A 23,287-nucleotide genomic window follows, 5' to 3' on the forward strand; every position below is an offset into this window, starting at 1 on the left:
GGGCCGCATTGACCCGAACCCCGGGTGCACCCGGACCCGGCAGTACCCGGCCGCTGCTGATCGCCTGCGCGCTCGGCGTCGAACGCCTCGCCCTGCGCGGCGGCGACCGCGGCGGCGCGGCGGGGCCCGTCCTCGTGCTCCGTACCGGAATGGGCCCCGAGGCCGCCGACTACGCCGTCGCCCGCACCCTCGCCGAGGGGGGCCCGGCCAGGGACGCCGCCGTCATCGCGTCCGGTTTCTGCGCCGGGCTCGCCGCCGGCATGCGCCCCGGCGACCTCGTGGTCGCCACCGAGACCCGCGACCGCCGCGGCGCCACGGCCTGTACGGACGTGGCGCTGCTGGCCGACGCGGTGGCCAGAGCGCTCCCGGAGCGGGCGGTCCACACCGGGCCGCTGACCGGCAGCGACCACGTCGTGCGCGGAACGGCCGAACGGGCCGCGCTGCGCGCGGAGGGCGCGATCGCCGTGGACATGGAGTCCGCGGCGGTCCTCGCAGGCGCCCTGCGGGCCGGGCCCAGGCCCGTTGCCGCCGTCCGGGTGGTCGTGGACGCACCCGAGCACGAGCTCCTGCGGCTCGGCACCCTCAGCGGTGGAATATCGGCTTTCCGTGTTCTGCGCCATGTTCTTCCGGCGTTCTACGAATGGCACCGTTCTTCGCTGCTCCCCAGGAGGTGAGCCAGATGGCAATGCCGCTCCGTCAAACCATCAGGGTCGGGACGTACCTGTTCGAACAGAAGGTCCGCAAGCGGGAGAAGTTCCCGCTGATCGTCGAGCTGGAACCGCTCTTCGCGTGCAACCTCAAGTGCGAGGGCTGCGGAAAGATCCAGCACCCCGCGGGAGTGCTCAAGCAGCGCATGCCGGTGGCGCAGGCCGTGGGGGCGGTGCTCGAATCGGGCGCCCCGATGGTCTCCATCGCCGGCGGCGAACCGCTGATGCACCCGCAGATCGACGAAATCGTGCGGCAGTTGGTGGCGAAGAAGAAGTACGTCTTCCTCTGCACCAACGCCATGCTGCTGCGCAAGAAGATCGAGAAGTTCACGCCCTCGCCCTACTTCGCGTTTGCCGTGCACATCGACGGGCTGCGCGAGCGGCACGACGAGTCGGTGGCCAAGGAAGGCGTCTTCGACGAGGCGGTGGAGGCGATCAAGGAGGCCAAGCGGCGCGGCTTCCGAGTCACCACCAACTCGACCTTCTTCAACACCGACACCCCCCAGACCATCATCGAGGTGCTCGACTTCCTCAATGACGAGCTGGAGGTGGACGAGATGATGATCTCGCCCGCCTACGCCTACGAGAAGGCCCCCGACCAGGAGCACTTCCTGGGCGTCGAGCAGACCCGGGAGCTCTTCCGCAAGGCGTTCGCCGGGGGGAACCGGAAGAAGTGGCGGCTCAACCACTCGCCGCTCTTCCTGGACTTCCTGGAGGGCAGGGCCGACTTCTCCTGCACGGCCTGGGCCATCCCGAACTACTCCCTGTTCGGCTGGCAGCGGCCCTGCTACCTGATGAGCGACGGGTACGTCCCCACGTACCGCGAGCTCATCGAGAAGACCGACTGGGAGAAGTACGGGCGCGGCAAGGACCCGCGGTGCGCGAACTGCATGGCGCACTGCGGCTACGAGCCGACGGCCGTCCTCGCCACGATGGGCTCGCTCAAGGAGTCCATCCGCGCCGCCCGCGAGACCGTTTCGGGCAACCGCGGGTGACGTGACGGCCGCGGGGGGCTCCGGCGCGGCCGGGGCTCCCCGCGGCGCCGGCCCGGCCGCCCGCGACGCGCCGCCCCTCGCGGCGCGTCCGGCGGCCGCCTCCGGCAGGGGGAGCGCAGAGGCGGTGAGGACCGCCGCGAGCGGGGAGGACGCCGGAGTGCCCTCGGGCAGCCCCGACGTCACGGTGAGCTGGACGATCCGAGAGGGGGCCGACGTGACGATCCTGGAAGGCATCCGGGGGCCGCGGGACCTGAAGGCATTGGACGAAGCGGAACTGGTCGAACTGGCCGGGGAGATAAGGCAGTTCCTGATCGAGGCGGTGGCCAGGACCGGGGGCCACCTCGGTCCCAATCTGGGCGTGGTGGAGCTGACCGTCGCCCTGCACCGGGTCTTCGAGTCGCCGGTGGACCGCATCCTGTGGGACACCGGCCACCAGAGCTATGTGCACAAGCTGCTGACCGGGCGGCAGGACTTCTCCAAGCTCCGCGGCAAGGGCGGCCTGTCCGGCTACCCCTCGCGCGAGGAGTCCGTGCACGACGTCATCGAGAACTCGCACGCGTCCACCGTGCTCGGCTGGGCGGACGGGCTGGCCAAGGCCAACGAGGTGCTGGGCAGGCCCGACCACGTCGTCGCCGTCATCGGGGACGGGGCGCTCACCGGCGGCATGGCGTGGGAGGCGCTCAACAACATCGCCGCCGCCCGGGACCGCCCGCTGATCATCGTGGTCAACGACAACGAACGCTCGTACGCGCCGACCGTCGGCGGGCTCGCCGACCACCTCGCGACGCTCAGGACCACCGACGGCTACGAGCGTTTCCTGTCCTGGGGCAAGGAGGTGCTCCAGCGCACCCCGGTCGTCGGACAGCCCCTCTACGAATCGCTGCACGGCGCGAAGAAGGGGTTCAAGGACGCCTTCGCGCCGCAGGGCATGTTCGAGGACCTGGGCCTGAAGTACGTCGGCCCCGTCGACGGGCACGACATCGCGGCCGTGGAGTCCGCGCTGCGCCGCGCCAAGCGCTTCCACGGCCCCGTGCTGGTGCACTGCCTCACCCAGAAGGGGCGCGGATACGCCTTCGCCGAGCAGGACGAGGCCGACCGCTTCCACGCGGTGGGCGCCATGGACCCGCTGACCTGCGAGCCGCTGAGCCCCTCCGGCGGGCCGTCCTGGACCTCGGTGTTCGGCGAGGAGATGGTGAAGGTGGGGGCCGAGCGGCCGGACGTGGTGGCGCTGACGGCGGCCATGCTGCATCCGGTGGGGCTGACCGCGTTCGCCGAGGCCTACCCCGACCGGGTGTGGGACGTCGGGATCGCGGAGCAGCACGGGGCGGTGTCGGCGGCGGGCCTGGCGACCGGCGGCCTGCATCCCGTGTTCGCGGTGTACGCGACCTTCCTCAACCGTGCCTTCGACCAGGTCCTGATGGATGTCGCCCTCCACCGGTGCGGGGTGACCTTCGTACTGGACCGGGCCGGGGTCACCGGAACCGACGGGCCCTCGCACAACGGCGTGTGGGACATGTCGGTCCTCCAGGTCGTGCCGGGTCTGCGGATCGCCGCCCCGCGCGACGCCGAACAGTTGCGGGCCCAGTTGCGGGAGGCGGTCGCCGTCGACGACGCGCCGACGGTGGTGCGCTTCCCCAAGGAGTCGGTGGGGCCCGAGTACCCCGCCCTGGACCGGATCGGCGGGCTCGACGTGCTGCACCGGGACGCGGATGCGCGGGTGCTCCTGGTGTCGGTCGGGGCGCTCGCCGGGGTCGCCCTGGAGACGGCGAAGCTGCTGGGGGAGCGGGGCATCGGGTGCACGGTCGTCGACCCGCGCTGGGTCAAGCCCGTCGACCCGGCGCTGGCGCCGCTCGCCGCCCTGCACGCGCTCGTCGCCGTGATCGAGGACAACTCCCGGGCCGGGGGCGTCGGTTCGGCGGTGGGGCAGTCCCTGGGCGACGCCTCCGTGGACGTGCCGCTGCGAACCTTCGGAATTCCGGAGCAGTTCCTGGCGCACGCCAGGCGGAGCGAGGTGCTGGCCGACATCGGACTCACGCCCGTCGAGATCGCCGGCCGGATCGGCGCGGCGACGGCCCCGTACGGAACCGGGACGACGAAGAACGTGACAGCGACGAAGAACCCGTCAACGACGAAGAATCCACCACCGTCACAGCACGCATCTGCGGAGAATGAAGGAGAACTGACGGAATGACCGAAGACGCGCCCGAGGCTCCCGCACCCGCCGGGAGCGGGCCCGCCGGGGCCTCCCGGGGATTCGACCTGGCGGAACTGCTCGCGGCCCGCGGCGGCGAACGGTACGAGCTGCACTCCCGGCACCTCAACCACCAGCTCCCGCGCATGCTCCGCACCATCGGCTTCGACCGGGTGTACGAGCGGGCCGAGGGCGCGTACTTCTGGGACGCCGACGGCAACGACTACCTCGACATGCTCGCCGGATTCGGAGTGATGGGCCTCGGCCGCCACCACCCCGTCGTCCGCAAGGCCCTGCACGACGTGCTGGACGCCTCGCTCGCCGACCTCACCCGCTTCGACTGCCAGCCGCTGCCGGGACTGCTCGCCGAGAAGCTCCTCGCGCACAGCCCGCACCTGGACCGCGTCTTCTTCGGCAACAGCGGTACGGAAGCGGTCGAGACCGCGCTGAAGTTCGCCCGGTACGCGACGGGCAGGCCGCGCATCCTCTACTGCTCGCACGCCTTCCACGGGCTCACCACCGGGTCGCTCTCGGTCAACGGCGAGAAGGGGTTCCGGGACGGGTTCGCCCCGCTGCTGCCCGACACCGCGATCGAACTCGGGGACCTGGACGCGCTGGAGCGGGAGCTGCGGCGCGGCGACGTCGCCGGATTCGTCGTGGAGCCCATCCAGGGCAAGGGGGTGCTGGAGTCCCCGCCCGGCTTCCTGCGCGCCGCCCAGGAACTGCTGCACCGGCACGGGGCGCTGCTCATCGCCGACGAGGTGCAGACCGGGCTCGGCCGCACCGGCGACTTCTACGCCTACCAGCACGAGGCGGGCGTGGAACCCGACCTGGTGTGCGTCGCCAAGGCGCTCTCCGGCGGCTACGTGCCCGTCGGGGCGACGCTCGGCAAGGACTGGATCTTCAAGAAGGTCTACTCCTCCATGGACCGGGTGCTGGTCCACTCGGCCAGCTTCGGGTCCAACGCCCAGGCGATGGCGGCCGGCCTCGCCGTGCTCTCGGTCATGGAGGACGAGCAGATCGTGGCCAACGCCCGGCGCACCGGCGACCTGCTGAAGACGCGGCTGGCCGCGCTGACGGGGAAGTACGAGCTGCTGCACGACGTCCGCGGGCGCGGCCTCATGATCGGCATCGAGTTCGGGCGGCCGGCCTCGCTCGCGCTGCGCGGGCGCTGGGCGATGCTCCAGGCGGCCCGCAAGGGGCTCTTCGCCCAGATGGTCGTCGTGCCGCTGCTGCAGAAGCACCGGATCCTCACCCAGGTGTCCGGCGACCACCTGGAAGTGATCAAACTGATTCCGCCGCTGACCGTGGGGGAGAAGGAGGTCGACCGCTTCGTGGACGCCTTCACCGCCGTGATGGACGACGCACACTCCGGCGGTGGCCTGATGTGGGACTTCGGCCGGACACTGGTGAAGCAGGCGGTCGCCCACCGCTGAACCGGCCTCTTTTGCCTCTGGGGCAAGAAGTTTGCCCCAGAGGCAAGCACTCTGGCTCAATGGACCGTATGACGCCACGCCTCGAAGAGGCGGCCGAGGGCTCGGCGGAACTGCCCTCCGTCGCTCCCCACCTGCGAGAACTCCGCCGCCGCGGCGGATTCACGCTGGAGGCCGCGGCCCGCCGCGCCGGGCTCTCGCCCGCGCACCTCTCCCGGTTGGAGACCGGACAGCGCCAGCCCTCGCTGCCGATGCTCCTCGCGCTGGCCCGGGTCTACGGCACGACCGTCTCCGAGGTCCTCGGCGAGACGGCGGCCGCCCCGGACGCCGTCGTGCGGTCCGGCGAGATGACCGCCCGCGAGGCCGACGGCTGGACGTACCGGCAGGCCGGCAGCCACGGCCGGGCCATGCAGGCGCTGCGCGTCCACGTGCCGCACGCCGCCCAGCGGGATCTCGTACGGGTCCATCCCGGCGAGGAGTGGCTGTACGTGCTCGAGGGGCGGCTGCGCCTGGTGCTCGGGGAGCGCGTGCACACCCTGGACGAGGGCGACAGCGCCCACTTCGACTCGCTCACCCCGCACCGGATCACCGCGGTGACGCCGCAGGGGGCCGAGCTGCTGTTCCTCCACACACTGATGCAGAGCACCGTCGCCGGGCTCTGCCTGCCCCAGGAGTCATGATGACCGAGTCCACCGCACAGCCGCCGGGACTCGCCCCCGCGCAGGGCTTCGTGAAGGCTCCCGGACCCGCCCCCGCCCAGCAGCTCACCGAGGCGCAGACCACCGCCCTGAGCGCCATCGCCCGCGCCGCCGACGAGGCAGCCCGCGCCTCCCGCCCCGGCTCCGACCGGGGCGCCGAGTGGCAGGACGGCGCGGGCAGGGCCGGCCCGGACGGATTCGTCGCGGACAAGGCGCCGCACGGCCTCGTGGTGCGGGTCTTCCTCTACATCGTGGTCGGGCACATCGTCGCGGCGTTCATCTTCCTGCTGTTCACGATCGGCGACGCCTGAGCGGCCCGGTCACTCCGTGAGCCGCTCGCGCAGCGCCTCGCGGACCCCGGGCGTCACCCGCAGTCCCCGTTCCAGGTAGGCGTCCGTGGTGCCCCAGGTCTCCTCGATGGTGGCGAAGGCCGCGTCCAGGTACTCTGCCCGGGCGTCGAAGAGCGGTGCGAGCAGGCGCATCACCTCGCCGTTCATGGCCTCCGGCGAGGCGCTGGAGCGGCGCACCCGGTAGCGGCGGTGCGGGTCGTTGGACTTCACGTAGTCCGCCCGGATCGCGTCCGGCTCCACGCCCACGGCCAGCAGCGTCACCGCGATCGACAGACCCGCGCGGTCCTTGCCCGCCGCGCAGTGCATCAGCGCCGGAACACTGTCCTCGGCCAAGGCGTGCAGCACCCGGCTGTGCTCCGCGGTGCGGTCCTTGATCATGCGGCGGTACGACGCCGTCATGCGCGCCGCAGCCTTGCCGTCGTCGAGGATCTCGCGCAGCTGGTCGAGGTTGCCGTCGCGCACCATCATCCAGAACTCGGCGCCGTCCGCGGGGTCGCTCAGCGGGATGTTCACGTTCCGCACACCGGTCAGCTCGACGTCCGGACCCTCCAGCTCCTGGTCCGCCGCGTTGCGGAAGTCGAAGATCGTGTGGAGTCCGAGCGAGTGGAAGAACGCCGTGTCGGACTCGGTGGCGTGCGCCAGGTGGCCGCTGCGGAAGAGCCGTCCGTAACGCGTCCGACGGCCGTCCGCGGTGGGCAGCCCGCCCACGTCGCGGAAGTTCCGTACGCCTGCGAGATCCGGCTCGGCCGACGGCGATGCCTGCTGCGTCACGAGTGCTCCTCAAGGTCGTCCGCCGACGCGGGCACGCCGACGAGGGCCACGGGCCGACGATACGACAGAAGCGCCCCCATATGGGTGCCTGAGGCAACCGTCTGGGTCGTACGGGGGTGCGAGTGAGCAGAATCATAGAGCGAACCGTGACGTCTGCTGCCGAAGCGTCAAACGGCAGGCCAGAGGCGGGAGATGGTGCCCGGGACGATTGCGCGCCACCGGGAGAATCGTGAAGAAGGCGTGTTCTGGCGAGGGAGAAAAGGGGAACGGCTTGTTCCGGCGGTCCGCACTCGCTTACGGTCACCGTCAATCCGGGTGGACCGCCGAATCCTGCCACCGCTCGGAGTCACTTTCCCTTTTTCTTCGTGTGGCAGGAGCGGGGGACCCAGGTAGTACGCCGTACCGGAGGACGACAGTCCGCCGGAACGGCTCGGGGTGAAGCAGCGCTCCCGGATGTGGAGCGCGGCCGGGCATCTCCAGCCCGAACCCGACAGCTCACCTCGCAGGCGCCGGAGAGGACATCGTCATGCCTGCTCAGGGTAAGCACCGCCGCCCGAAGTCCAGTTCCCCGCTCACCCGGGGCTTCGTCGCCGCCGGCACGGGCGGCGCCGCACTGGCCCTTCCGCTCATCGGCGCCACCGGTGCGAACGCCGCCGACCAGGGCGCCGCCCCCGTCGCGCTGCCGCAGGCCGCCGCCGAGGCGCAGCTCCCGCAGCAGCGCGCGGCCGAGCCCCGGCAGGCGGCCCCCGCCGCCGCGCCGAAGACCGGCACCCGTACGTACTCCGTGGTGTCCGGCGACAGCCTCTCGAAGATCGCCGCGGACCAGGACGTGCGCGGCGGCTGGCAGAAGGTCTACGGCGACAACAGGGAGGTCGTCGGTGAGAACCCCTCGCTGATCTTCCCCGGCATGAAGCTCACCCTCGGCGGCAAGGCCCCCGCGGCCGCCGAGCGGAAGGCCACCGCCCCGGCCCCGCAGCAGCAGCGGACCGAGCGCGTGGAGCGCACCGACAAGCGCGCCGAGCAGCGCACCGAGAGCCGCGTCGAGCAGCGCTCCCAGAAGCGGACGGAGAAGCGGGCCGAGCAGCGCACCGAGCAGCGCACCGAGAGCAAGCGGCAGACGCAGCGCTCCGGCTTCAGCGCCCCCGTCCCCTCGGGCGTCTCCACCCCCTACCGCGCCTCCGGCGGCAGCTGGTCCAGCGGTTACCACACCGGTGTCGACTTCCGCGCGTCCTCGGGCACCCCGGTCAAGGCAGTCGCCGCGGGCACCGTGGTCTCCGCCGGCTGGGGCGGCGCGTACGGCAACGAGGTCGTCATCCGGCACAACGACGGCCGCTACTCGCAGTACGCCCACCTCTCCGCGCTGGGCGTCCGCTCCGGCCAGAGCGTCTCCGGCGGCCAGCAGATCGGCTACTCCGGCTCCACCGGCAACTCCTCCGGCCCGCACCTGCACTTCGAGATCCGCACCGGCCCCGGCTACGGCTCGGACATCGACCCGCTGGGCTACCTGCGCAACAACGGCGTCCCGCTCTAGTACGGACCGCCCCCCACGGCCCACTCGCCCCCGCACCGGCCCCGGTGCGGGGGCGAGACGCGTATCCCGAAGCGCCACCCGCGTATTCCGGGTTGGGTGAATCTTGACCGGTGGCATATCTCACCCTCCGTCAACCCCTCCCTACGGTGGCGTAGGTCACTTGCGAAAGTGAAGGATGTGTCGACGTGGCAGACGATTCGAGATCATTCAGCGCAGGCACCATCGGGTCGTACGCGGCGATCGGGGACAGCTTCACCGAAGGGGTCGGCGACCCCGGCCCCGGCGGCGCGTTCATCGGGTGGGCCGACCGGCTTGCCGTCCTCCTGGACGACCGGGTACCCGAACACACCTTCCGTTACGCAAACCTCGCCGTACGCGGCAAACTGCTCGACCAGATCGTGGCCGACCAGGTCCCCCGGGCCAAGCAGCTCGCCCCCGACCTTGTCAGCTTCTGCGCGGGCGGCAACGACATCATCCGGCCCGGCTCCGACCCCGACGACGTCGCCGAACGGTTCGAGAGGGCCGTCGCCGACCTCACCTCGGCCGTCGGCACGGTCATGGTGACCACCGGCTTCGACACCCGGGGCATCCCCGTGCTGCGCCACCTGCGCGGCAAGGTCGCCACGTACTCGGCACACGTACGGGCCATCGCCGACCGGTACGGCTGCCCGGTCCTGGACCTGTGGTCGCTGAGGTCGGTGCAGGACCGGCGGGCCTGGGACTCCGACCGGCTGCACCTCTCCCCGGAGGGGCACACCCGGGTGGCGCTGCGGGCCGGTCAGGTCCTCGGCCTGGAGATCCCGGCCGACCCCGACCAGCCCTGGCCGCCGATGGCGCCGCGCCGCAGGCTCGACGCGCGCCGCGACAACATCGACTGGGCGCGCGAGCACCTGGTGCCGTGGATCGGGCGACGGCTGCGCGGCGAGAGCTCGGGCGACCACGTCGAGGCGAAGCGGCCGGACCTGCTGCCGCTCTGAGCCCGCGGCGCGGCTACGCCGAGGGGTCCGACGGCTCCGACAGCAGGGCCTCGGGACCGATCAGCGAGGTGTTGCCGGGGACCGTGCAGGCGTAGGCCCCCGCGAGGGCGCCGAAGTGGGCGCACTCCTGAAGGCTGCGGCCGGTCAGGCGCCCGTACAGGAAACCGGAGACGTAGGCGTCCCCCGCGCCGTTGGAGTCGACCACCCGGCCGGGCGGGACGGTCGCCGGAACCGGGCGCGGGGTGCTGCCGTCGTCCCGGGCCAGCAGGTACGAGCCGCCCGCGCCCGCCGTCGCCACCACCGCCTGCGCCCGGCCCTCGCGCAGGATCTCCCGCATCACCTCGCCGATCCGCTCGCCCGCGCCGGCCGCGCTCAGGAACACCAGGTCGGCGCGGAGCGCGAAGTCGCGGTGGTGGTCGGCGGTCCCGTCCCAGTCGTGCAGATCGGTGGAGAGCGGGACGCCCGACGCCACCACGTCGTCCAGCAGGTGCCGGGCGAAGTCCACGATCGAGACGTGGACGTGCCGGGCCCGGTTCAGGTGCGGCAGGTAGAAGTCCTGCGGCAGCCGCAGGTCAGCGGGGTCCCGGGAGTCGTAGAACGACATCCGGCCGCCCGTCGAGTCCACCAGGTTGACCGCCCGGCGGGTGCCCGCGGGCGAGATCAGCGGCTCGAAGTCGACATCGCCCTTGGCGAGCCGCTCGCGCACCTGCCCGCCGATCCAGTCGTCCCCGATCACGTCCAGGAACTTCACGCCCAGGCCCAGCGCCCGCAGGCCCAGCGCGACGTTGCCGCCCGTGTGCCCCGGCCACTCGCTGATGGGGGCGACGCCCACCGAGTCCGCCAGCGGCACCGGCAACTGGTCCACCCGCACCACCGTGTCCACGCCGCTGCCGCCGATCACCAGGACGTCGTACGCACCGACCCCGTCCGGACCGTCCTGCTGCTGCACCTGCTGTGACACCGCGTTCCCCTCTCCCTGCCCGGATGTGGCCGACGCGGCCCAGTATGGCGGTTTTCGGCGGCGGAGCCGGGGACGGCCGCGCCCCCGCGTCCCGCGGAGACCCGGAAGACACATTCGGGGGACGTCGCCAGAGTGGCGCGGCCCGGCCGGACGCGGGGAGTGCTGGGATGTCCCGCAACCCTGTTCCGCCGGGGTTCCTCGCGGCCCCGGCTCCCGGAAGGACCCCCTCCATGTCCCCGATCCCGCCCGCCCCGCGCCGGACGTCCTCACGCCTGCTCGTCGCCGCCACCCTCGCCGGCGGGCTGCTGGCCGCCGGTGCGGCGCCCGCGTCCGCGCTCACCCCGGCCCCGGTCACCGCCGGGGTCGCGCGCCCCGCGCCCGCCACCGTGACCGTCACCGGATCGGGGGAGGCCACGGCGACGCCCGACACGGCGTTCGTCAACCTCGGAGTCGAGGCGACCGCGCCCACCACCGAGGAAGCGCTCGCCGCCCAGTCGGCCGCGGCCCGGGCGCTGCTCGCCGCGGTCCGGGCCCAGGGCGTCGCCGACCGTGACGTACGCACCGAGAGCCTCTCCCTGAACCCCGTCCACCAGGACGACAACGGCAACCAGCGGCTGACCGGCTACCAGGCCGGACAGGGCTTCTCGGTCCGCGTGCGCGACCTTTCCCGCACTGGGGCCGTCATCCGGGCGGCCATGGACGCCGCGGGTGACGCGGGCCGGGTCCACGGGGTGACCTTCGACGTCGCCGACCCCGCCCCGCTGCGCGCCGCCGCCCGCCGGGCCGCCCATGACGACGCCCGCGAGAAGGCCGCACAGTACGCCCGGCTCAGCGGTCGCCCGCTCGGCAGGCTGGTCTCCCTCACCGAGTCCGACTCCGGCCGCCCGCGCCCGGTGGAGGTGCCGGCGGGGGCCCTCGCCGACGCGCCTCCGTCGGTGCCCGTCGCCCCCGGCCAGGTCAAGGAACAGGTCGTCGTGACCGCCGTCTACGAACTCGACTGACCCCTTTCGGCTGACCCCTTTCGGCGGCGACGCGCGTTCCACGGGGAGGACGACCGGGCATACGTGAGAGCCGGCGGCCGTTCTCCCCGGGGAAAGCGCCGCCTGCCGTGCGGTCCGCCGTCACGGGCCCGTTTCCCGGGCGTCGTACAGGCGTGCCGATAATGGACTGAAGCCGACCTTGGAGGTGCCGTGACCAGTGCGGATTCCCCGCTGACGCCGCTGCGCGAGAAACTGCGCGGGCTGCGGACCGCGGCGTTCGGAGCCGATCCCGCCGGGGAGCGCATGGAGCGCATCCGCCGTTCGCCGAACTTCGCCGACGGCGTCTTCCAGAACCCCGAGGGCACCCGGGCCGACCGGCCCTCGCCCAAATCGACCTCCGGCCTGCTCAAGACGTACTTCCGCAAGGACGAGCGGATCCGGCGCGCACCCGCGGGCACCGTCCCCGTGCACGCCACCACGCTCGCCGACATCAAGGAGCCGCCCGCCTCCGGGCTGCGCCTGACCTGGATGGGGCACTCCAGTGTCCTCGCCGAGATCGACGGCAGCCGGGTGCTCTTCGACCCGGTGTGGAGCGAGCGCTGCTCCCCGTTCGACTTCGCCGGGCCCAAGCGGCTGCACCCGGTGCCCGTGCCACTGGGCTCCCTCGGCGAGCTCGACGCCGTCGTGATCTCGCACGACCACTACGACCACCTCGACATGCCCAGCATCCGCGCCCTCAGGGCGAGCGGCGCGCTCTTCGCGGTCCCGCTCGGCGTCGGCGCGCACCTGGAGCGCTGGGGCGTCCCCCCGGAGCGCATCCGCGAGCTCGACTGGAACGAGTCCACCGAGATCGCCGGGCTCACCCTCACCGCCACCCCCGCCCGCCACTTCTGCGGGCGCGGCCTGCGCAACCAGCAGCACACCCTCTGGGCGTCCTGGGCGGTCGCGGGCCCCGCGCACCGGATCTTCCACAGCGGCGACACCGGCTACTTCGAGGGCTTCAAGGACATCGGCGCGGCGCACGGCCCCTTCGACGCCACGATGATCCAGATCGGCGCGTACAGCCCGTACTGGCCGGAGAACCACACGGATGCCACGCCGGTGCCGGGTGCGTGGCCGGACATTCACATGACGCCCGCCGAGGGGCTTCGTGCCCACCTCGACCTGCAAGGACAGCAGGCCACGGGGGTGCTTCTGCCGATTCACTGGGGAACGTTCAACCTGGCGATGCACGCGTGGGCGGAGCCGGCGGAGTGGACGCGTGATGTCGCCGGGGCGGCGGGGCAGCCGGTGGCCTTCCCGTGCCCGGGCCAGCCTTTCGAGCCCGCCGGGGAGCATCCGGCGGTTCCGTGGTGGCGCGCTGTGTCGAGGCCGATCGCACGGCCGTGGCGCGGTCCCGAGGGGGCGCGGGCGGATGCGCGGGAACCCCGGGAAGAGCGCGAGCTCCTGACGGAGCGCTGACGTAGAACAAGGAGGGTCCGGCCGGGGCCGCCGAGCTGTGGCGGAACCGGCCGGACGATGAGCGCGCGTGTGCGCGGCGGGATGCGCGTCCGGCGGCGGCGAAAGAGGTTCTTCCGCTGCCGAGCCCGCGCGGCCCGCCGCGCATGGAGGCCCGCACCCGGATCATTCGGTCATGACCGAGGCGGCGGCCGGTCTTCCGCCGGGCGCGCGCTTCTTCCTGCTGGTCGTCCACGATCCGGCGCCTTTGCCGGCGCGGTCAGCGCGTACGGGAACCCGTTGCCCGGGAGCAGACGGGGACGACCCGGTGGACGCGGACCGTGGTCCGGCCATGGCACCGGCCGGGCGGCACCGACGAGATCCACAGCGCATTCCCCCCTGCCGCCGTGCGCGCCCACGAAGCCGCTCGGCGCACCCGCGGGATGTCACCTCACCAACCCGTCATCACGGCCCCGAACGTCAGCGGCGCGAAAACGAGGGCGCACACCTTCACCCGCATCGGGCTGCCGCCCTCCCGCGCGTACCGGCACACGACGAACGAAGCGACGATCCCCATGGGAAAGACCACGGGAATGGCCTCCGCCAGGCCGGTCCGTGCCCCGCCCACGTACGCGGAAACCCAAGAACCGGCGATCCCGACGAGCACGGCGAAGAACACCTTTCCCGCACTGAACCACTCGCTCTCCATGACCTCGACCAGTTGGCCGAACCCGGAACCCGCCCGCCGGCGACGCAAAGCGGCAATCGAAAAGGCGACGAGGACGGCGCACCCCGCGACCAGAAACCCCCAACGCAGGACGGACGCTGCCACAGCCATGGTCATCACACCCGCTCTCCTCCCGACTCAGCCACTACCAGCAGTTCTTGATGACGCCGTCGATGCCCAGGATCTCCGCTGCGATGCCGCCGAGGCCGCCGCCCGCCTCCTCGAAGACCTCCATGATCGCCTTCTTGAAGCCCTTGCCCATCTTCTTCTTGGACTGGATCTTCTGGATGACCTTGTTGATGCCACCAAGCTTGTCTATGGCCTTCTTCACCTTGTAGACCTTGGCGATGGCGAAGATCTGCGAGCCCACGGCAAGGAGGATGCCGCGTGCGCACCCGCCGAGGTTGAAGGCGTACTGCGTCTGGCCGTTGTTCTCGACGGCGTGGGCGCCTCCTCTCGACGTGAGCCACTGCACCGTGGCGTCTTCGCCCTGGGCGAGTACTGCTTCGGGGATCTCGTCGAAGATCCGCAACACGTTCCCGAATGCCTCGATCGACTCGTCGTCGAACGGAATTTCCTCAGCGGCCCCCGCAACGGGGGCCGAGCGCGGCCCCTGGGCATGGGCCTCCGCGGCGTGGGCCGTCCCCACGGTCGCGAAGACGCCGGCGGCGGTGACGCCTGCCACGGTGACGGCCATGCGGCGCAGGACGGGGCGGGACATGATGGATGCAGACACGTGTGTGCCCTCTCAGGTGGTGCCGTTGGTGTCATGCCGCCGTCGGAGCATTCTGTTCCGCGCAGCTCCGGGCGGTCGTGAAGAACTCTCGTCGCGGCCCCTCGTGACGCCAACACGGATTGATCGGCATTTGCCCCCTTCGTTGAGCTATGTCCTTATTGTGTGGACGAGTGTTGGGAGGTACCCGACACATGTCGGGGGCAGGAAGGGCGCATACGCGCGAGGAAGCCGCGGCGCTCGGTCCGCTCCGCGCTAAGGGGTGCTGCCGGGAGTGCCGCTCGTTCCCGCAGGCCGGCCAGCCCGTGACCGGACTCGTCAGGGCTTCCTGCACCATGCGGTAGACGGCATGTTCGGCCTCGAGCGGCCCGAGCCCGTTCCGCGACGGCTGCTGCCGACGGCCGGCGTCGACGTGCGCTCGGCAGGTTTACGGTGAGCGGGCAGGCAGCCTGCGCCCCGGGTCCGATCCGGTCCCGCACCGTGTACGGCTCCACAGGCGCGACCAGGGCGGCGGGCGATTCCACCAGCGAGGTCGGCGGACGCTTCACCGCTCCGGCTCGGGCGGGGAGGGTGCGGGTACAGCGGTTACGGGCGTGGACGGTCGCCCCCGAAGTGATCCCGTCCCCGTGCGCGCAGTGTGGGCCACGATGGCGGCCTGCACCCTGTTCGTCACGCCGAGCTTGGCCAACAGGGCGCTGACGTGGTCCCGGACCGTCGTTCTGCTGAGGAAGAGCCGACGGCCGATCTCTTCGTTCGACAGTCCCGTGGGCAGCAGCTCCAGCACCGCTCGCTCCCGCTCGCTCAAGGTGGCGTAACCGCGTACCGCGAGTGGAGCCGGGGCTACGGGCTGAGTTCGCGGGGTGGCCCGCACCGCATGAGTGACGCGTGCCGACAGCGCGCTTCCCCCGACGGCCAACAGCCTCACTCCCGGTATGAGTTCGTTCACCGCCCGGTCCTTGAGCAGGAAACCCGCCGCGCCTGCGGCCAGTGCCCGGGTCACGTTCTCGTCGCTGCCGAACCCCGTCAGCATTGCCACGGCCGGTGGCTCGGGCAGGGCGCGCAGGTCCTTCAGGACCGTCAGCCCGTTGACGTCGGGCATGTGGATGTCGACCAGCGCCACGTCGGGGCGGTGCCGCACGGCAGCGGCCACGGCCTCGCCCCCGCCGCACGCGGCAGAGACTCGAATGTCTCCGGCGGTCTCCAGAATGCGCTGCAACCCGTGACGCAGGAGGACGTCGTCGTCGACGATCATGACGTTCACCGTGGCCACGTTGGAGTCCCCCGTAATTCTGACCGATAAACGATGATTCACACTAGCCCATCATGATTTTCCAGCGTTCATCGCCAAGGGCGGGCTTTCTCTCTGTTCGTCAAGGACGTGGCCCTTGCCGGTTGTTGTGCGCCGAGGTGCCGTAAGGGCGCGGAGGCGGTTGTGTCGGCACGGGCCGGCAGGTCCGGGAGCGCACCGAGCTCCGGGGGTGCTGTACCGCGCGGGGCTCTCCACCTGGACCTCCGGGGCGGCGCCCCGTGCGGCGTGCTGCTGCCGATCCACCGGGGCATTCTCGATATCGCCCCGCATCCGTGGGGCGAGTCCTTCGAACCCACGTCTGGTTCCGTGCTGTCGACGCCCCGGTGGCGCGGTGTCGCGGCGTGCGGGCCCGGCGCGCCGGGCGCGGCGGCGCGGCCGGGCTCCCCGGCCGTCGGGCAGAAGGAGGCAGCGGTGTCCGCCCGGCTGTCACGGAGTGCCGCAGACGGCCGTCCACGCCAGTCGGGGGTCCGTATGTCAGTGCGAGGTGTCATACCAGAGCGGGACGCCGGGCGGGCAAGTTTGGCAACTGCCCCTCACCCATGGAATGTTCCCGACTACTGTGAGTGCCCGGTGATCAACGGGGGCCCGCATCACCCGAGTTGAGCCCAGCCCTGCCCCAGGCCCGGAAAACCGGGCCGGCCGCAGGCCCTGAGACCAGGAGGGCCCTGCACTCCGCAATCCGTGGGGCCCCACGTACCGAGGACGCTGATGTCTCATCTTCGCGCACCAGCCGCGCGAGCAGACCGCCGCGAGGGCGGGCGGCACGGCCGGCCCGGAACCCGCCCCTCCGCGGCGTCCACCTCCGAGGCGCAGCTGCGTCCCCAACTGCTGCGCGCCGCCGTGCTCCCCGCCCTGGTGGTCGCCCTCAGCGGCACCGGGGCCGTGCTGCACACGGTCCGCACCGCCGGGATCCGTCCGACGCAGAGCTTATGGATCGGCCTCGCGGCAGCCGCCGTGCTCGCCGCCGTCGCCGTGCTCGTCGCCGTGGTGGCGGCCCTGCGCGCGGCCCGTTCGGTCACATCGCGCTGCGTCGAACTGCGCCGCACCAGCGCCCGCCGCCAGGACGAGCTGCGCGCTGTCGTCGAGGTGCTGCGGCGGGGCGAGGAGCCCGACATACGGCGCACCGTGCCGGTGGGCGCACCCCGCGGCGGCGACGAGTTCGACCAGCTCGCCCGGGAGATGGGACGCGCCCACGACACGGCGGTGACCGCCGTCGTGCAGGCGTCCCAGTTCTCCAGCAGCGCGGGCACCGACCAGAAGGTCGAGGTCTTCGTCAACCTCGCACGGCGTCTTCAGTCGCTCGTGCACCGCGAGATCCAGCTCCTGGACGAACTGGAGAACGAGGTCGAGGACCCGGACCTGCTCAAGGGCCTCTTCCACGTCGACCACCTGGCCACCCGCATCCGCCGGCACGCCGAGAACCTGGCCGTGCTCGGCGGGGCCGTCTCGCGCCGCCAGTGGAGCAACCCGGTCTCCATGAGCGAGGTCATGCGCTCCTCGATCGCCGAGGTCGAGCAGTACTCCCGGGTCAAGCTGGTGCCGCCGATCGACGGCACCCTGCGCGGCCACGCCGTCGCCGACGTCATCCACCTGCTCGCCGAACTCGTGGAGAACGCCACGGTGTTCAGCGCCCCGCACACCACCGTGCTGCTGCGCGCCCAGTCGGTCACCGCGGGCCTCGCCATCGAGGTCGAGGACCGGGGTCTCGGCATGCCGGTCACCGAGCAGAACAAGATGAACGCCCTGCTCGCCGACCCCGACCAGGTCAATGTGCAGCACCTCCTCCAGGACGGCCGGATCGGCCTGTTCGTGGTGTCCGCGCTGGCCCGCAGGCACGGCATCGCCGTCCGCCTCCAGAACAACATCTACGGCGGGGTGCAGGCCATCCTCGTCCTCCCGGAGGCACTGCTGGGCGAGGAGTACGACGCCGCCGGCCCGGGGACGTCCCGGCAGCCCGCCGCTGCCGCCTCCGCCGCCTCCCCGCAGGGCGGCCCACCCCCCATATCCGCCGCACCCGCGGACCGGCGGAGCGCCCCGCCCCTGCCGTCCCGCGACCGGACGCCCGACCCGCGGCAGGAGCCGGACGACCGGGTGCCCGACCCGCGGCAGGAACCCGGCGACGGGGCGCCCGGCCCCCGGCAGGAGCCCGCCCGCCCCGCCCCGGCCGCCGGCCACACCCCCCTGCCCGTGCGCGGCCAGGGCGCCGACCGGCCCAACCCGGCGGCCGCCGTGCCCGGCGTCACCCACGGGACCACCGCACCACCGGAGTTCACGGTCCCGGCCGAACCGGTGCACAGCACCGCGCGCGGCGCGCCCGACGGCGCGGTGCGCGGCCGGGCCGGCAAGCCCCGGCTGCCCAGGCGCAGGAGCCAGGAGCACCTCGTACCGCAACTGAAGGACGGACCCGCCCCGCGCAAGGACGACGAGCAGCCCGTGCTGCACGACCCCGGACTGATGGCCGCCTTCCAGCGCGGCATCGGACTGGCCGAGGCGGCCGGCCCGCGCACGGAGGAATTCCCCGCCGACGACGCTGCCGCCGCCGGGCCCGACTCCCGACAGCCCGACGACCCGCACTTCACGCACTTCCCCACCCCCAAGGAGTGACCCCCATGGCGAGCGACGCGCCGACCGGCCAAGCAACCGATCTGGACTGGCTGCTGAGCGGACTCGTACAACGGGTTCCGTACACCCGCAGCGCCGTACTGCTCTCCTCCGACGGACTGGTGAAGTCCGTGCACGGCCTGGACACCGACAGCGCCGACCACATGGCGGCCCTCGCCTCCGGGCTCTACTCGCTCGGCCGCAGCGCCGGAATGCGGTTCGGGGACGGCGGCGAGGTGCGGCAGGTGGTGGTCGAGCTGGACTCGACGCTGCTGTTCGTCTCGACCGCGGGGTCCGGCACCTTCCTCGCCGTGCTGGCCGGACGCGAGGCGGACGCCGCGGTCCTCGGGTACGAGATGGCGATGCTGGTCAAGAGCGTACGTCCGTACCTGGCGACCCCGGCACGGCAGCGGGCGGGCAGTGTGCCGAACGCCCCGGGGTACTGAACGTGGCGGCCCCGCAGGACGGGCCCTGGCTCGACGACGCGGCAGGCCGGCTGATCCGCCCGTTCACGGTGAGCAACGGCCGCACCCGCCCCAGCGTGGAACTCGACCTGCTGACGATGGTGATGGCCACCGGCACCGGCCTGCCCCTGCACCTCGGCCCCGAGCACACGCAGGCGATCGGCCTGTGCGACGACCCCATGTCGGTGGCGGAGATCGCGGCACACCTGCGCCTGCCCGCCGTCGTCACCAAGGTCGTACTGAGCGACCTGGTGGACTGCGGGGCGGTCCTCACCCATGCCCCGATCCTCCAACACCCCCCGACCGACCGCGACTTGCTGGAGGCAGTGCTCGATGGTCTACGACGACAACTCTGACTACGGCTCCGCGTTCGGACCCGGAGGCGGCGGGCCCGGCCCCGAGGAGGTCTTCCCCACCGCGTTGAAGGTCCTCGTCGCGGGCGGCTTCGGCGTCGGCAAGACCACCTTCGTCGGCGCGGTCAGCGAGATCGACCCGCTCAGCACCGAGGAGCTCCTCACCCAGGCGAGCGCCGGCACCGACAGCCTGGAGGGCGTCGAGAACAAGTCCATGACCACCGTCGCCATGGACTTCGGCCGCATGACCCTCGACAAGGACCACGTCCTGTACCTCTTCGGCACGCCGGGGCAGGAACGCTTCTGGTTCATGTGGGACGAGCTCTCCAAGGGGGCGCTGGGCGCGGTCGTCCTCGCCGACACCCGCCGCCTGGAGGACTGCTTCGCCGCCGTCGACTTCTTCGAGCAGCGCGGCATCGGCTTCGTCGTCGCCGTCAACGAGTTCGACGGGGCCTTCCGGTACGAGCCCGAGGAGGTGCGCGGCGCCCTCGACCTCAACCCGGAGATCCCCATCGTGATCTGCGACGCCCGGCTCGCCAGCTCCGGTGTCGCCACCCTCGTCACCCTCGTCAAGCACCTCCTCGCGCACGCGCCCGCCGCCCCCACCACGGCCCACGGAGCACACCCATGACGGGAGCCCAGCTATGACGTACGACAGGATCGGCCACCTGCTGCTCACCCCGGCCGACCGGGAGGGGCCCGAACGGGCGCGCAGACTCAGGGAGCTGGGTCTCGGCGGGCGGCCGGACCCGATGCTGGACGCGTTCGCCGTACGGCTCGCGGAGGCGACCCGGGCACCGTACTCGATGGTCAACTTCATCGACGAGAACCGGCAGTTCTTCGCCGGGCTGCACACCCCGAACGGCACCCACTCCGGCAGCGACCTGGGGGCCGCGGCCGCCGCCGGGCGGATCGGCCGGGCGATGGCCCGCGACCACGGGTACTGCCCGCACGTGGTGGCCCGCAGAAAGGCCCTCGTCCTGGAGGACGTCTGCGACTACCCGCGCTTCGCGGGCAACCCGGTCGTCGACGAGATCGGCATCCGTTCCTACCTCGGCGCGCCGCTCATCGACCGGGACGGCATCGCGCTGGGCGCGATCTGCGTGGTGGACGTCAAGCCCCGGCAGTGGGGGCGCGAGGGCCTGGAGACGATCAAGGCGATGGCCGCCGAGCTGATGACGCAGATCGGGCGGCGCGAGGAGGGCGGCATCTGAGGCGGCCCCGCCGGGGCGTCGCACGGCCGTCCACCGGCCCCGGAGCAGGTGGCGTACGCCGAACGGTCGCAGGAGCGGGGGACGGGCGGCGCCCGGCATGACCGCGCGGGTCCGGGGGAGGGTCAGCACCGTACCCGTAGCGTCACCCCACCCGCGATGCGACAGTCAGCTCAGAGAGGCAGGCCGACCATGACCGCTCCCGGCACCCCCGGCACGGCGACCGCACACGACGGCGTCCAGCTCGCCACGTACACCTGGCTGCCCGGCAGCGGACGCCCGCGCGCACTGGTGCAGATCGCGCACGGAGCGGCCGAACACGCCCAGCGCTACGACCGGTTCGCCCGCCATCTCGTCTCCCACGGGTACGGGGTGCTCGCCTCGGACCACCGGGGCCACGGCGCGACCGCCGCCGGCACCGGTGGGCTCGGCGTCGCGGGCGACGACGGCTGGCGGAACATGGTCGCCGACCTGCGCACGGTCGGCGGCCAGGCCCGCGCCCTGCACCCGGGCGTGCCGGTGGTGCTGCTCGGGCACAGCCTCGGCGCGATGCTGGCCCGCGACTACGCGCAGGAACATCCCGACGGGCTCGCCGGGGTGATCCTGTCGGGGGTCTTCCGCACGCTGCCCGGCACCGACCTCGAAGCGGCGGTCGCGCACCTGGAGCGGCAGGCGAAGACCGAGGGCCGGGACGCGACCGCCTCCTTCACCGCCGACCGGTTTGCCCACTTCAACGACGCGTTCACCCATCGCACCGGCTTCGAGTGGCTCTCCCGCGACGAGAGCGAGGTCGACGCGTACGCCGCCGACGACCGCTGCGGATTCCCGTTCAGCACGGGCCTCTCGCTCGACTGGGTGCGCGGCATCCGCAAGCTGAACGATCCGCGCAACCTGGCCCGCGTCCCCGCCGACCTCCCCTTCCACCTCGCGGTCGGCACCGAGGACCCGTGCCACCAGGGCATGACACTCGTCCACGAACTTCTGGAGGACCTGCGGTACGCGGGCGTCGAGGACCTCACCTGGAAGGGGTACGAGGGGGCCCGCCACGAAATCCTCAACGAGACGAACAGGGACGAGGTCCAGGACGACCTGACGGCCTGGCTCGACAAGCACGTCTGAGCGCGAGGGGGCGGGAACTCCACGCCGGCCTCCTCGACTGCGCTACGCCTTCAGGAAGACGCTGATCCGCTCCCGCAGCGAGGCCGCGTCGAGCCCGTGCGCCGCGAGGTGGTCGGCCATGTCCCCGTACCGGCGCAGCTCGCGCTGTCCCACGCCCAGGCCGAGCACCCGGTGCGGGAGGTCGGCGAGCGCGTCGTTCGCGGCGGTGGTCGAGGTCCCGGCGAGGCAGGGCTCGACGAGAACGACATCGGTGTGCCCGGCGGCCCTCAGCGCCGCCCCGTCGAAGGGCCGCACGGTGGCCGCGTACAGGACGGTCACGTCCAGGTCCGCCACCGCGTCCAGCACGTCGTCGAGCATCGGCCCGACGGCGACCACCGTCCCGCCGCGCCCTTCGCGCACGGTGACGAACCCCCCGCCGCCCCGCACCTCCCGGGCCCGGGCGTTGCTCTGCAACGACAGCCGTACGTAGACCCGCTCGTCCCCGTCGGCGACCGCGTGCCGCAGCAGCGCCTCCGCCTCGTCGGGGTGGCCGGGCACATGCACCGTCCATCCGTCGAGCGTGTCGAGGAGCGCCACATCACCGGGCGCCATGTGGGTGAACCCGCCCGCGGGCCAGTCGTACGAAGCGCCCGCGCTCACCAGCACACCGCCCACGCCCTGGTGCCCGAAGTCCAGCTTCACCTGCTCGAAGGGCCGCTCCACCAGGAAGCTGGCGAAGGTGTGCACCACCGGCCGCAGACCGGTCAGCGCCATCCCGGCGCCCGCGCCGACGAGCAACTGCTCCCGGATGCCGACGTTCACCACCCTCGTGGGGTGCCGGCGCCGGGCGGCGGAGAATCCGTCGACGCTGATGTCGGCGAGGACGACCGCGACCCGGGGGTCCTCGTCCAGCAGTCGCGAGGTGGTGGCGATGAACCGGTCCCGCATCGTGTCCATGGTCAATGTCCTTTTCCGGTCGGTCTGTTGCTGTCGGCGGTGTCAGTTCTTGGGCTCGACGCGGGCCACGACCACGTGCGGGCGGCCCGGATGCGGGGCGGTGTACGCGGCGTGCAGCGCCTCGTGGTCGCGGCCGTCGACGGTGGCGGCGGACCAGCCGGCCGCCTCGAAGCGTGAGGCGATGCCGCCGGGCCACCCGTGCGTGGCGGAGGAGTTGTCCACGACGAGCGCGTGCAGCCGGTCGAGCCCCGCCGGACCCGCGAAGGCGATCGCCTCGTGGTTGCTGCCCTCGTCCAGCTCCGCGTCCCCGATCAGCACCCACACCGCGGGGCCCGTCAGCCCCTGCGCCCGCAGCCCCAGTGCCGTGCCGACCGCCAGCGGCAGCCCGTGCCCGAGCGACCCGCTGCCGATCTCCGCGCCGGGGACCAGGACGCGGTCCGGGTGGTGCCCGAGGGGTGAGTCGTACGAGCCGAACCCCGCCAGCACCTCCTCCCCGAAGAACCCCTTCGCGGCCAGCACCGCGTAGTACGCCATCGGGCCGTGCCCCTTGGACAGTAGGAACCGGTCCCGCGCCCGGTCCTCCGCGGTTCCGGGGGTCACCCGCAGGACCCGGTCGTAGAGCACCCAGAGGGCGTCCAGCGTCGAGGTGGCGGCGGGGCCGTGCTTCTCGTCGCCGGTCATCAGGCCCATCAGGCGGCCCAGGTCGGCGTATCCGTAGGAAGGCTGCTGCGGAGATGTCCGTGCCGGTGTTTGTGCCGGTGTTTGTGTGCTCATGCGGAGGACTCTCGGACATCAAGTGGACT

The 23,287-nt window shown here is 72.3% G+C and carries 23 protein-coding genes and 1 riboswitch; of the genes, 16 read left to right on the forward strand and 7 right to left on the reverse strand.

Annotated features, from left to right (window positions below; genetic code table 11):
* The first annotated feature begins 8 nt into the window (after positions 1 to 8).
* The 6 genes from ACZ56L_RS04005 to ACZ56L_RS04030 all read left to right on the forward strand — a co-directional run bounded on the left by ACZ56L_RS04005 (position 9) and on the right by ACZ56L_RS04030 (position 6,335).
* Positions 9 to 674, forward strand: coding sequence for a 5'-methylthioadenosine/S-adenosylhomocysteine nucleosidase family protein (locus tag ACZ56L_RS04005; protein ID WP_471061226.1), 666 nt, complete (start codon positions 9 to 11; stop codon positions 672 to 674).
* 5 nt (positions 675 to 679) lie between these two features.
* Positions 680 to 1,702 carry an adenosyl-hopene transferase HpnH gene (gene hpnH, locus ACZ56L_RS04010; protein ID WP_471061229.1) on the forward strand — a complete coding sequence of 341 codons (1,023 nt, stop codon included), beginning with the start codon at positions 680 to 682 and terminating at the stop codon, positions 1,700 to 1,702.
* Between the two features lie 214 nt (positions 1,703 to 1,916).
* Positions 1,917 to 3,893, forward strand: coding sequence for a 1-deoxy-D-xylulose-5-phosphate synthase (gene dxs / locus ACZ56L_RS04015; protein WP_468685044.1), 1,977 nt, complete (start codon positions 1,917 to 1,919; stop codon positions 3,891 to 3,893).
* The gene (locus ACZ56L_RS04020) at positions 3,890 to 5,329 is read left to right on the forward strand and encodes an aspartate aminotransferase family protein (protein WP_471061232.1); all 1,440 of its coding nucleotides are present in this window, start codon (positions 3,890 to 3,892) and stop codon (positions 5,327 to 5,329) included. Before dxs ends, ACZ56L_RS04020 begins: the two co-directional genes overlap by 4 nt.
* 68 nt (positions 5,330 to 5,397) lie before the next feature.
* On the forward strand, positions 5,398 to 6,006 hold the full coding sequence (locus tag ACZ56L_RS04025) for a helix-turn-helix domain-containing protein (protein ID WP_345218695.1): 609 nt from the start codon (positions 5,398 to 5,400) through the stop codon (positions 6,004 to 6,006).
* Entirely contained in the window at positions 6,006 to 6,335 is a 330-nt protein-coding gene (locus ACZ56L_RS04030; protein WP_471061235.1) for a DUF6126 family protein, read from the forward strand. The genes ACZ56L_RS04025 and ACZ56L_RS04030 overlap by 1 nt, the downstream gene beginning before the upstream one ends.
* Before the next feature lie 9 nt (positions 6,336 to 6,344).
* Here ACZ56L_RS04030 and ACZ56L_RS04035 read toward each other — a convergent pair whose 3' ends face one another.
* Positions 6,345 to 7,145, reverse strand: a complete 801-nt coding sequence (locus ACZ56L_RS04035; protein WP_468684668.1) for a tyrosine-protein phosphatase — start codon at positions 7,143 to 7,145, stop codon at positions 6,345 to 6,347.
* Positions 7,146 to 7,488: 343 nt separating this feature from the next.
* Positions 7,489 to 7,669, forward strand: a riboswitch (cyclic di-AMP (ydaO/yuaA leader).
* A 2-nt stretch (positions 7,670 to 7,671) separates the two neighbouring features.
* Here ACZ56L_RS04035 and ACZ56L_RS04040 point away from each other — a divergent pair.
* Both ACZ56L_RS04040 and ACZ56L_RS04045 read left to right on the forward strand, forming a co-directional pair.
* Positions 7,672 to 8,676: a M23 family metallopeptidase gene (locus ACZ56L_RS04040; protein WP_345218704.1), complete on the forward strand. Its 1,005-nt coding sequence runs from the start codon at positions 7,672 to 7,674 to the stop codon at positions 8,674 to 8,676.
* 185 nt (positions 8,677 to 8,861) lie between these two features.
* A complete protein-coding gene (locus ACZ56L_RS04045) occupies positions 8,862 to 9,653 on the forward strand; it encodes an SGNH/GDSL hydrolase family protein (protein ID WP_468684671.1) in 792 nt (263 codons plus the stop codon).
* 13 nt (positions 9,654 to 9,666) lie between these two features.
* On the opposite strand, the gene ACZ56L_RS04050 is transcribed toward ACZ56L_RS04045, so the two are convergent.
* Positions 9,667 to 10,557 (reverse strand): carbohydrate kinase family protein, encoded by an 891-nt coding sequence (locus tag ACZ56L_RS04050; RefSeq protein WP_345219110.1) that lies wholly within the window; start codon positions 10,555 to 10,557, stop codon positions 9,667 to 9,669.
* Positions 10,558 to 10,844: 287 nt separating this feature from the next.
* On the opposite strand from ACZ56L_RS04050, the gene ACZ56L_RS04055 reads away from it, so the two are divergent.
* Positions 10,845 to 11,615, forward strand: a complete 771-nt coding sequence (locus tag ACZ56L_RS04055; protein WP_471061238.1) for an SIMPL domain-containing protein — start codon at positions 10,845 to 10,847, stop codon at positions 11,613 to 11,615.
* Positions 11,616 to 11,804: 189 nt separating this feature from the next.
* Positions 11,805 to 13,055 (forward strand): MBL fold metallo-hydrolase, encoded by a 1,251-nt coding sequence (locus tag ACZ56L_RS04060; protein WP_471061241.1) that lies wholly within the window; start codon positions 11,805 to 11,807, stop codon positions 13,053 to 13,055.
* 427 nt (positions 13,056 to 13,482) lie between these two features.
* On the opposite strand, the gene ACZ56L_RS04065 is transcribed toward ACZ56L_RS04060, so the two are convergent.
* The 3 genes from ACZ56L_RS04065 to ACZ56L_RS04075 form a co-directional block, all read right to left on the reverse strand.
* Entirely contained in the window at positions 13,483 to 13,869 is a 387-nt protein-coding gene (locus ACZ56L_RS04065) for a hypothetical protein (RefSeq protein WP_471061701.1), read from the reverse strand.
* Positions 13,870 to 13,903: 34 nt separating this feature from the next.
* On the reverse strand, positions 13,904 to 14,494 hold the full coding sequence (locus ACZ56L_RS04070; RefSeq protein ID WP_471061244.1) for a hypothetical protein: 591 nt from the start codon (positions 14,492 to 14,494) through the stop codon (positions 13,904 to 13,906).
* Between the two features lie 541 nt (positions 14,495 to 15,035).
* Positions 15,036 to 15,761, reverse strand: a complete 726-nt coding sequence (locus ACZ56L_RS04075) for a response regulator (protein WP_468684682.1) — start codon at positions 15,759 to 15,761, stop codon at positions 15,036 to 15,038.
* A 747-nt stretch (positions 15,762 to 16,508) separates the two neighbouring features.
* On the opposite strand from ACZ56L_RS04075, the gene ACZ56L_RS04080 reads away from it, so the two are divergent.
* The 6 genes from ACZ56L_RS04080 to ACZ56L_RS04105 all read left to right on the forward strand — a co-directional run bounded on the left by ACZ56L_RS04080 (position 16,509) and on the right by ACZ56L_RS04105 (position 21,548).
* The gene (locus ACZ56L_RS04080) at positions 16,509 to 18,404 is read left to right on the forward strand and encodes a sensor histidine kinase (protein ID WP_471061247.1); all 1,896 of its coding nucleotides are present in this window, start codon (positions 16,509 to 16,511) and stop codon (positions 18,402 to 18,404) included.
* 5 nt (positions 18,405 to 18,409) lie between these two features.
* Positions 18,410 to 18,847: a roadblock/LC7 domain-containing protein gene (locus ACZ56L_RS04085; protein ID WP_345218715.1), complete on the forward strand. Its 438-nt coding sequence runs from the start codon at positions 18,410 to 18,412 to the stop codon at positions 18,845 to 18,847.
* A gap of 2 nt (positions 18,848 to 18,849) precedes the next feature.
* Positions 18,850 to 19,221, forward strand: a complete 372-nt coding sequence (locus tag ACZ56L_RS04090) for a DUF742 domain-containing protein (RefSeq protein ID WP_345218717.1) — start codon at positions 18,850 to 18,852, stop codon at positions 19,219 to 19,221.
* Positions 19,199 to 19,849 (forward strand): GTP-binding protein, encoded by a 651-nt coding sequence (locus ACZ56L_RS04095; protein WP_471061251.1) that lies wholly within the window; start codon positions 19,199 to 19,201, stop codon positions 19,847 to 19,849. The genes ACZ56L_RS04090 and ACZ56L_RS04095 overlap by 23 nt, the downstream gene beginning before the upstream one ends.
* Positions 19,850 to 19,862: 13 nt before the next feature.
* Positions 19,863 to 20,432, forward strand: coding sequence for a GAF domain-containing protein (locus ACZ56L_RS04100; protein WP_380837691.1), 570 nt, complete (start codon positions 19,863 to 19,865; stop codon positions 20,430 to 20,432).
* Between the two features lie 189 nt (positions 20,433 to 20,621).
* Positions 20,622 to 21,548, forward strand: a complete 927-nt coding sequence (locus ACZ56L_RS04105) for an alpha/beta fold hydrolase (protein ID WP_471061254.1) — start codon at positions 20,622 to 20,624, stop codon at positions 21,546 to 21,548.
* A 42-nt stretch (positions 21,549 to 21,590) separates the two neighbouring features.
* Here ACZ56L_RS04105 and ACZ56L_RS04110 read toward each other — a convergent pair whose 3' ends face one another.
* Entirely contained in the window at positions 21,591 to 22,484 is an 894-nt protein-coding gene (locus tag ACZ56L_RS04110; RefSeq protein WP_471061256.1) for a transketolase family protein, read from the reverse strand.
* 42 nt (positions 22,485 to 22,526) lie between these two features.
* Positions 22,527 to 23,258: a transketolase gene (locus tag ACZ56L_RS04115; RefSeq protein WP_471061259.1), complete on the reverse strand. Its 732-nt coding sequence runs from the start codon at positions 23,256 to 23,258 to the stop codon at positions 22,527 to 22,529.
* Positions 23,259 to 23,287 lie beyond the last annotated feature (29 nt).

It is taken from the genome of Streptomyces sp. NPDC039736 (genome assembly GCF_055596485.1).

Excerpts from the sequence above, each read along its gene's own strand:
- ACZ56L_RS04025 (WP_345218695.1), top strand. The coding sequence starts at position 5,398 with ATGACGCCACGCCTCGAAGAGGCGGCCGAGGGCTCGGCGGAACTGCCC.
- ACZ56L_RS04055 (WP_471061238.1), top strand. The coding sequence starts at position 10,845 with ATGTCCCCGATCCCGCCCGCCCCGCGCCGGACGTCCTCACGCCTGCTC.
- ACZ56L_RS04100 (WP_380837691.1), top strand. The coding sequence starts at position 19,863 with ATGACGTACGACAGGATCGGCCACCTGCTGCTCACCCCGGCCGACCGG.
- ACZ56L_RS04030 (WP_471061235.1), top strand. The coding sequence starts at position 6,006 with ATGACCGAGTCCACCGCACAGCCGCCGGGACTCGCCCCCGCGCAGGGC.
- ACZ56L_RS04115 (WP_471061259.1), bottom strand. The coding sequence starts at position 23,258 with ATGAGCACACAAACACCGGCACAAACACCGGCACGGACATCTCCGCAG.
- ACZ56L_RS04105 (WP_471061254.1), top strand. The coding sequence starts at position 20,622 with ATGACCGCTCCCGGCACCCCCGGCACGGCGACCGCACACGACGGCGTC.
- ACZ56L_RS04040 (WP_345218704.1), top strand. The coding sequence starts at position 7,672 with ATGCCTGCTCAGGGTAAGCACCGCCGCCCGAAGTCCAGTTCCCCGCTC.
- ACZ56L_RS04085 (WP_345218715.1), top strand. The coding sequence starts at position 18,410 with ATGGCGAGCGACGCGCCGACCGGCCAAGCAACCGATCTGGACTGGCTG.
- hpnH (WP_471061229.1), top strand. The coding sequence starts at position 680 with ATGGCAATGCCGCTCCGTCAAACCATCAGGGTCGGGACGTACCTGTTC.
- ACZ56L_RS04095 (WP_471061251.1), top strand. The coding sequence starts at position 19,199 with ATGGTCTACGACGACAACTCTGACTACGGCTCCGCGTTCGGACCCGGA.
- ACZ56L_RS04110 (WP_471061256.1), bottom strand. The coding sequence starts at position 22,484 with ATGGACACGATGCGGGACCGGTTCATCGCCACCACCTCGCGACTGCTG.
- ACZ56L_RS04020 (WP_471061232.1), top strand. The coding sequence starts at position 3,890 with ATGACCGAAGACGCGCCCGAGGCTCCCGCACCCGCCGGGAGCGGGCCC.
- ACZ56L_RS04080 (WP_471061247.1), top strand. The coding sequence starts at position 16,509 with ATGTCTCATCTTCGCGCACCAGCCGCGCGAGCAGACCGCCGCGAGGGC.
- ACZ56L_RS04065 (WP_471061701.1), bottom strand. The coding sequence starts at position 13,869 with ATGGCTGTGGCAGCGTCCGTCCTGCGTTGGGGGTTTCTGGTCGCGGGG.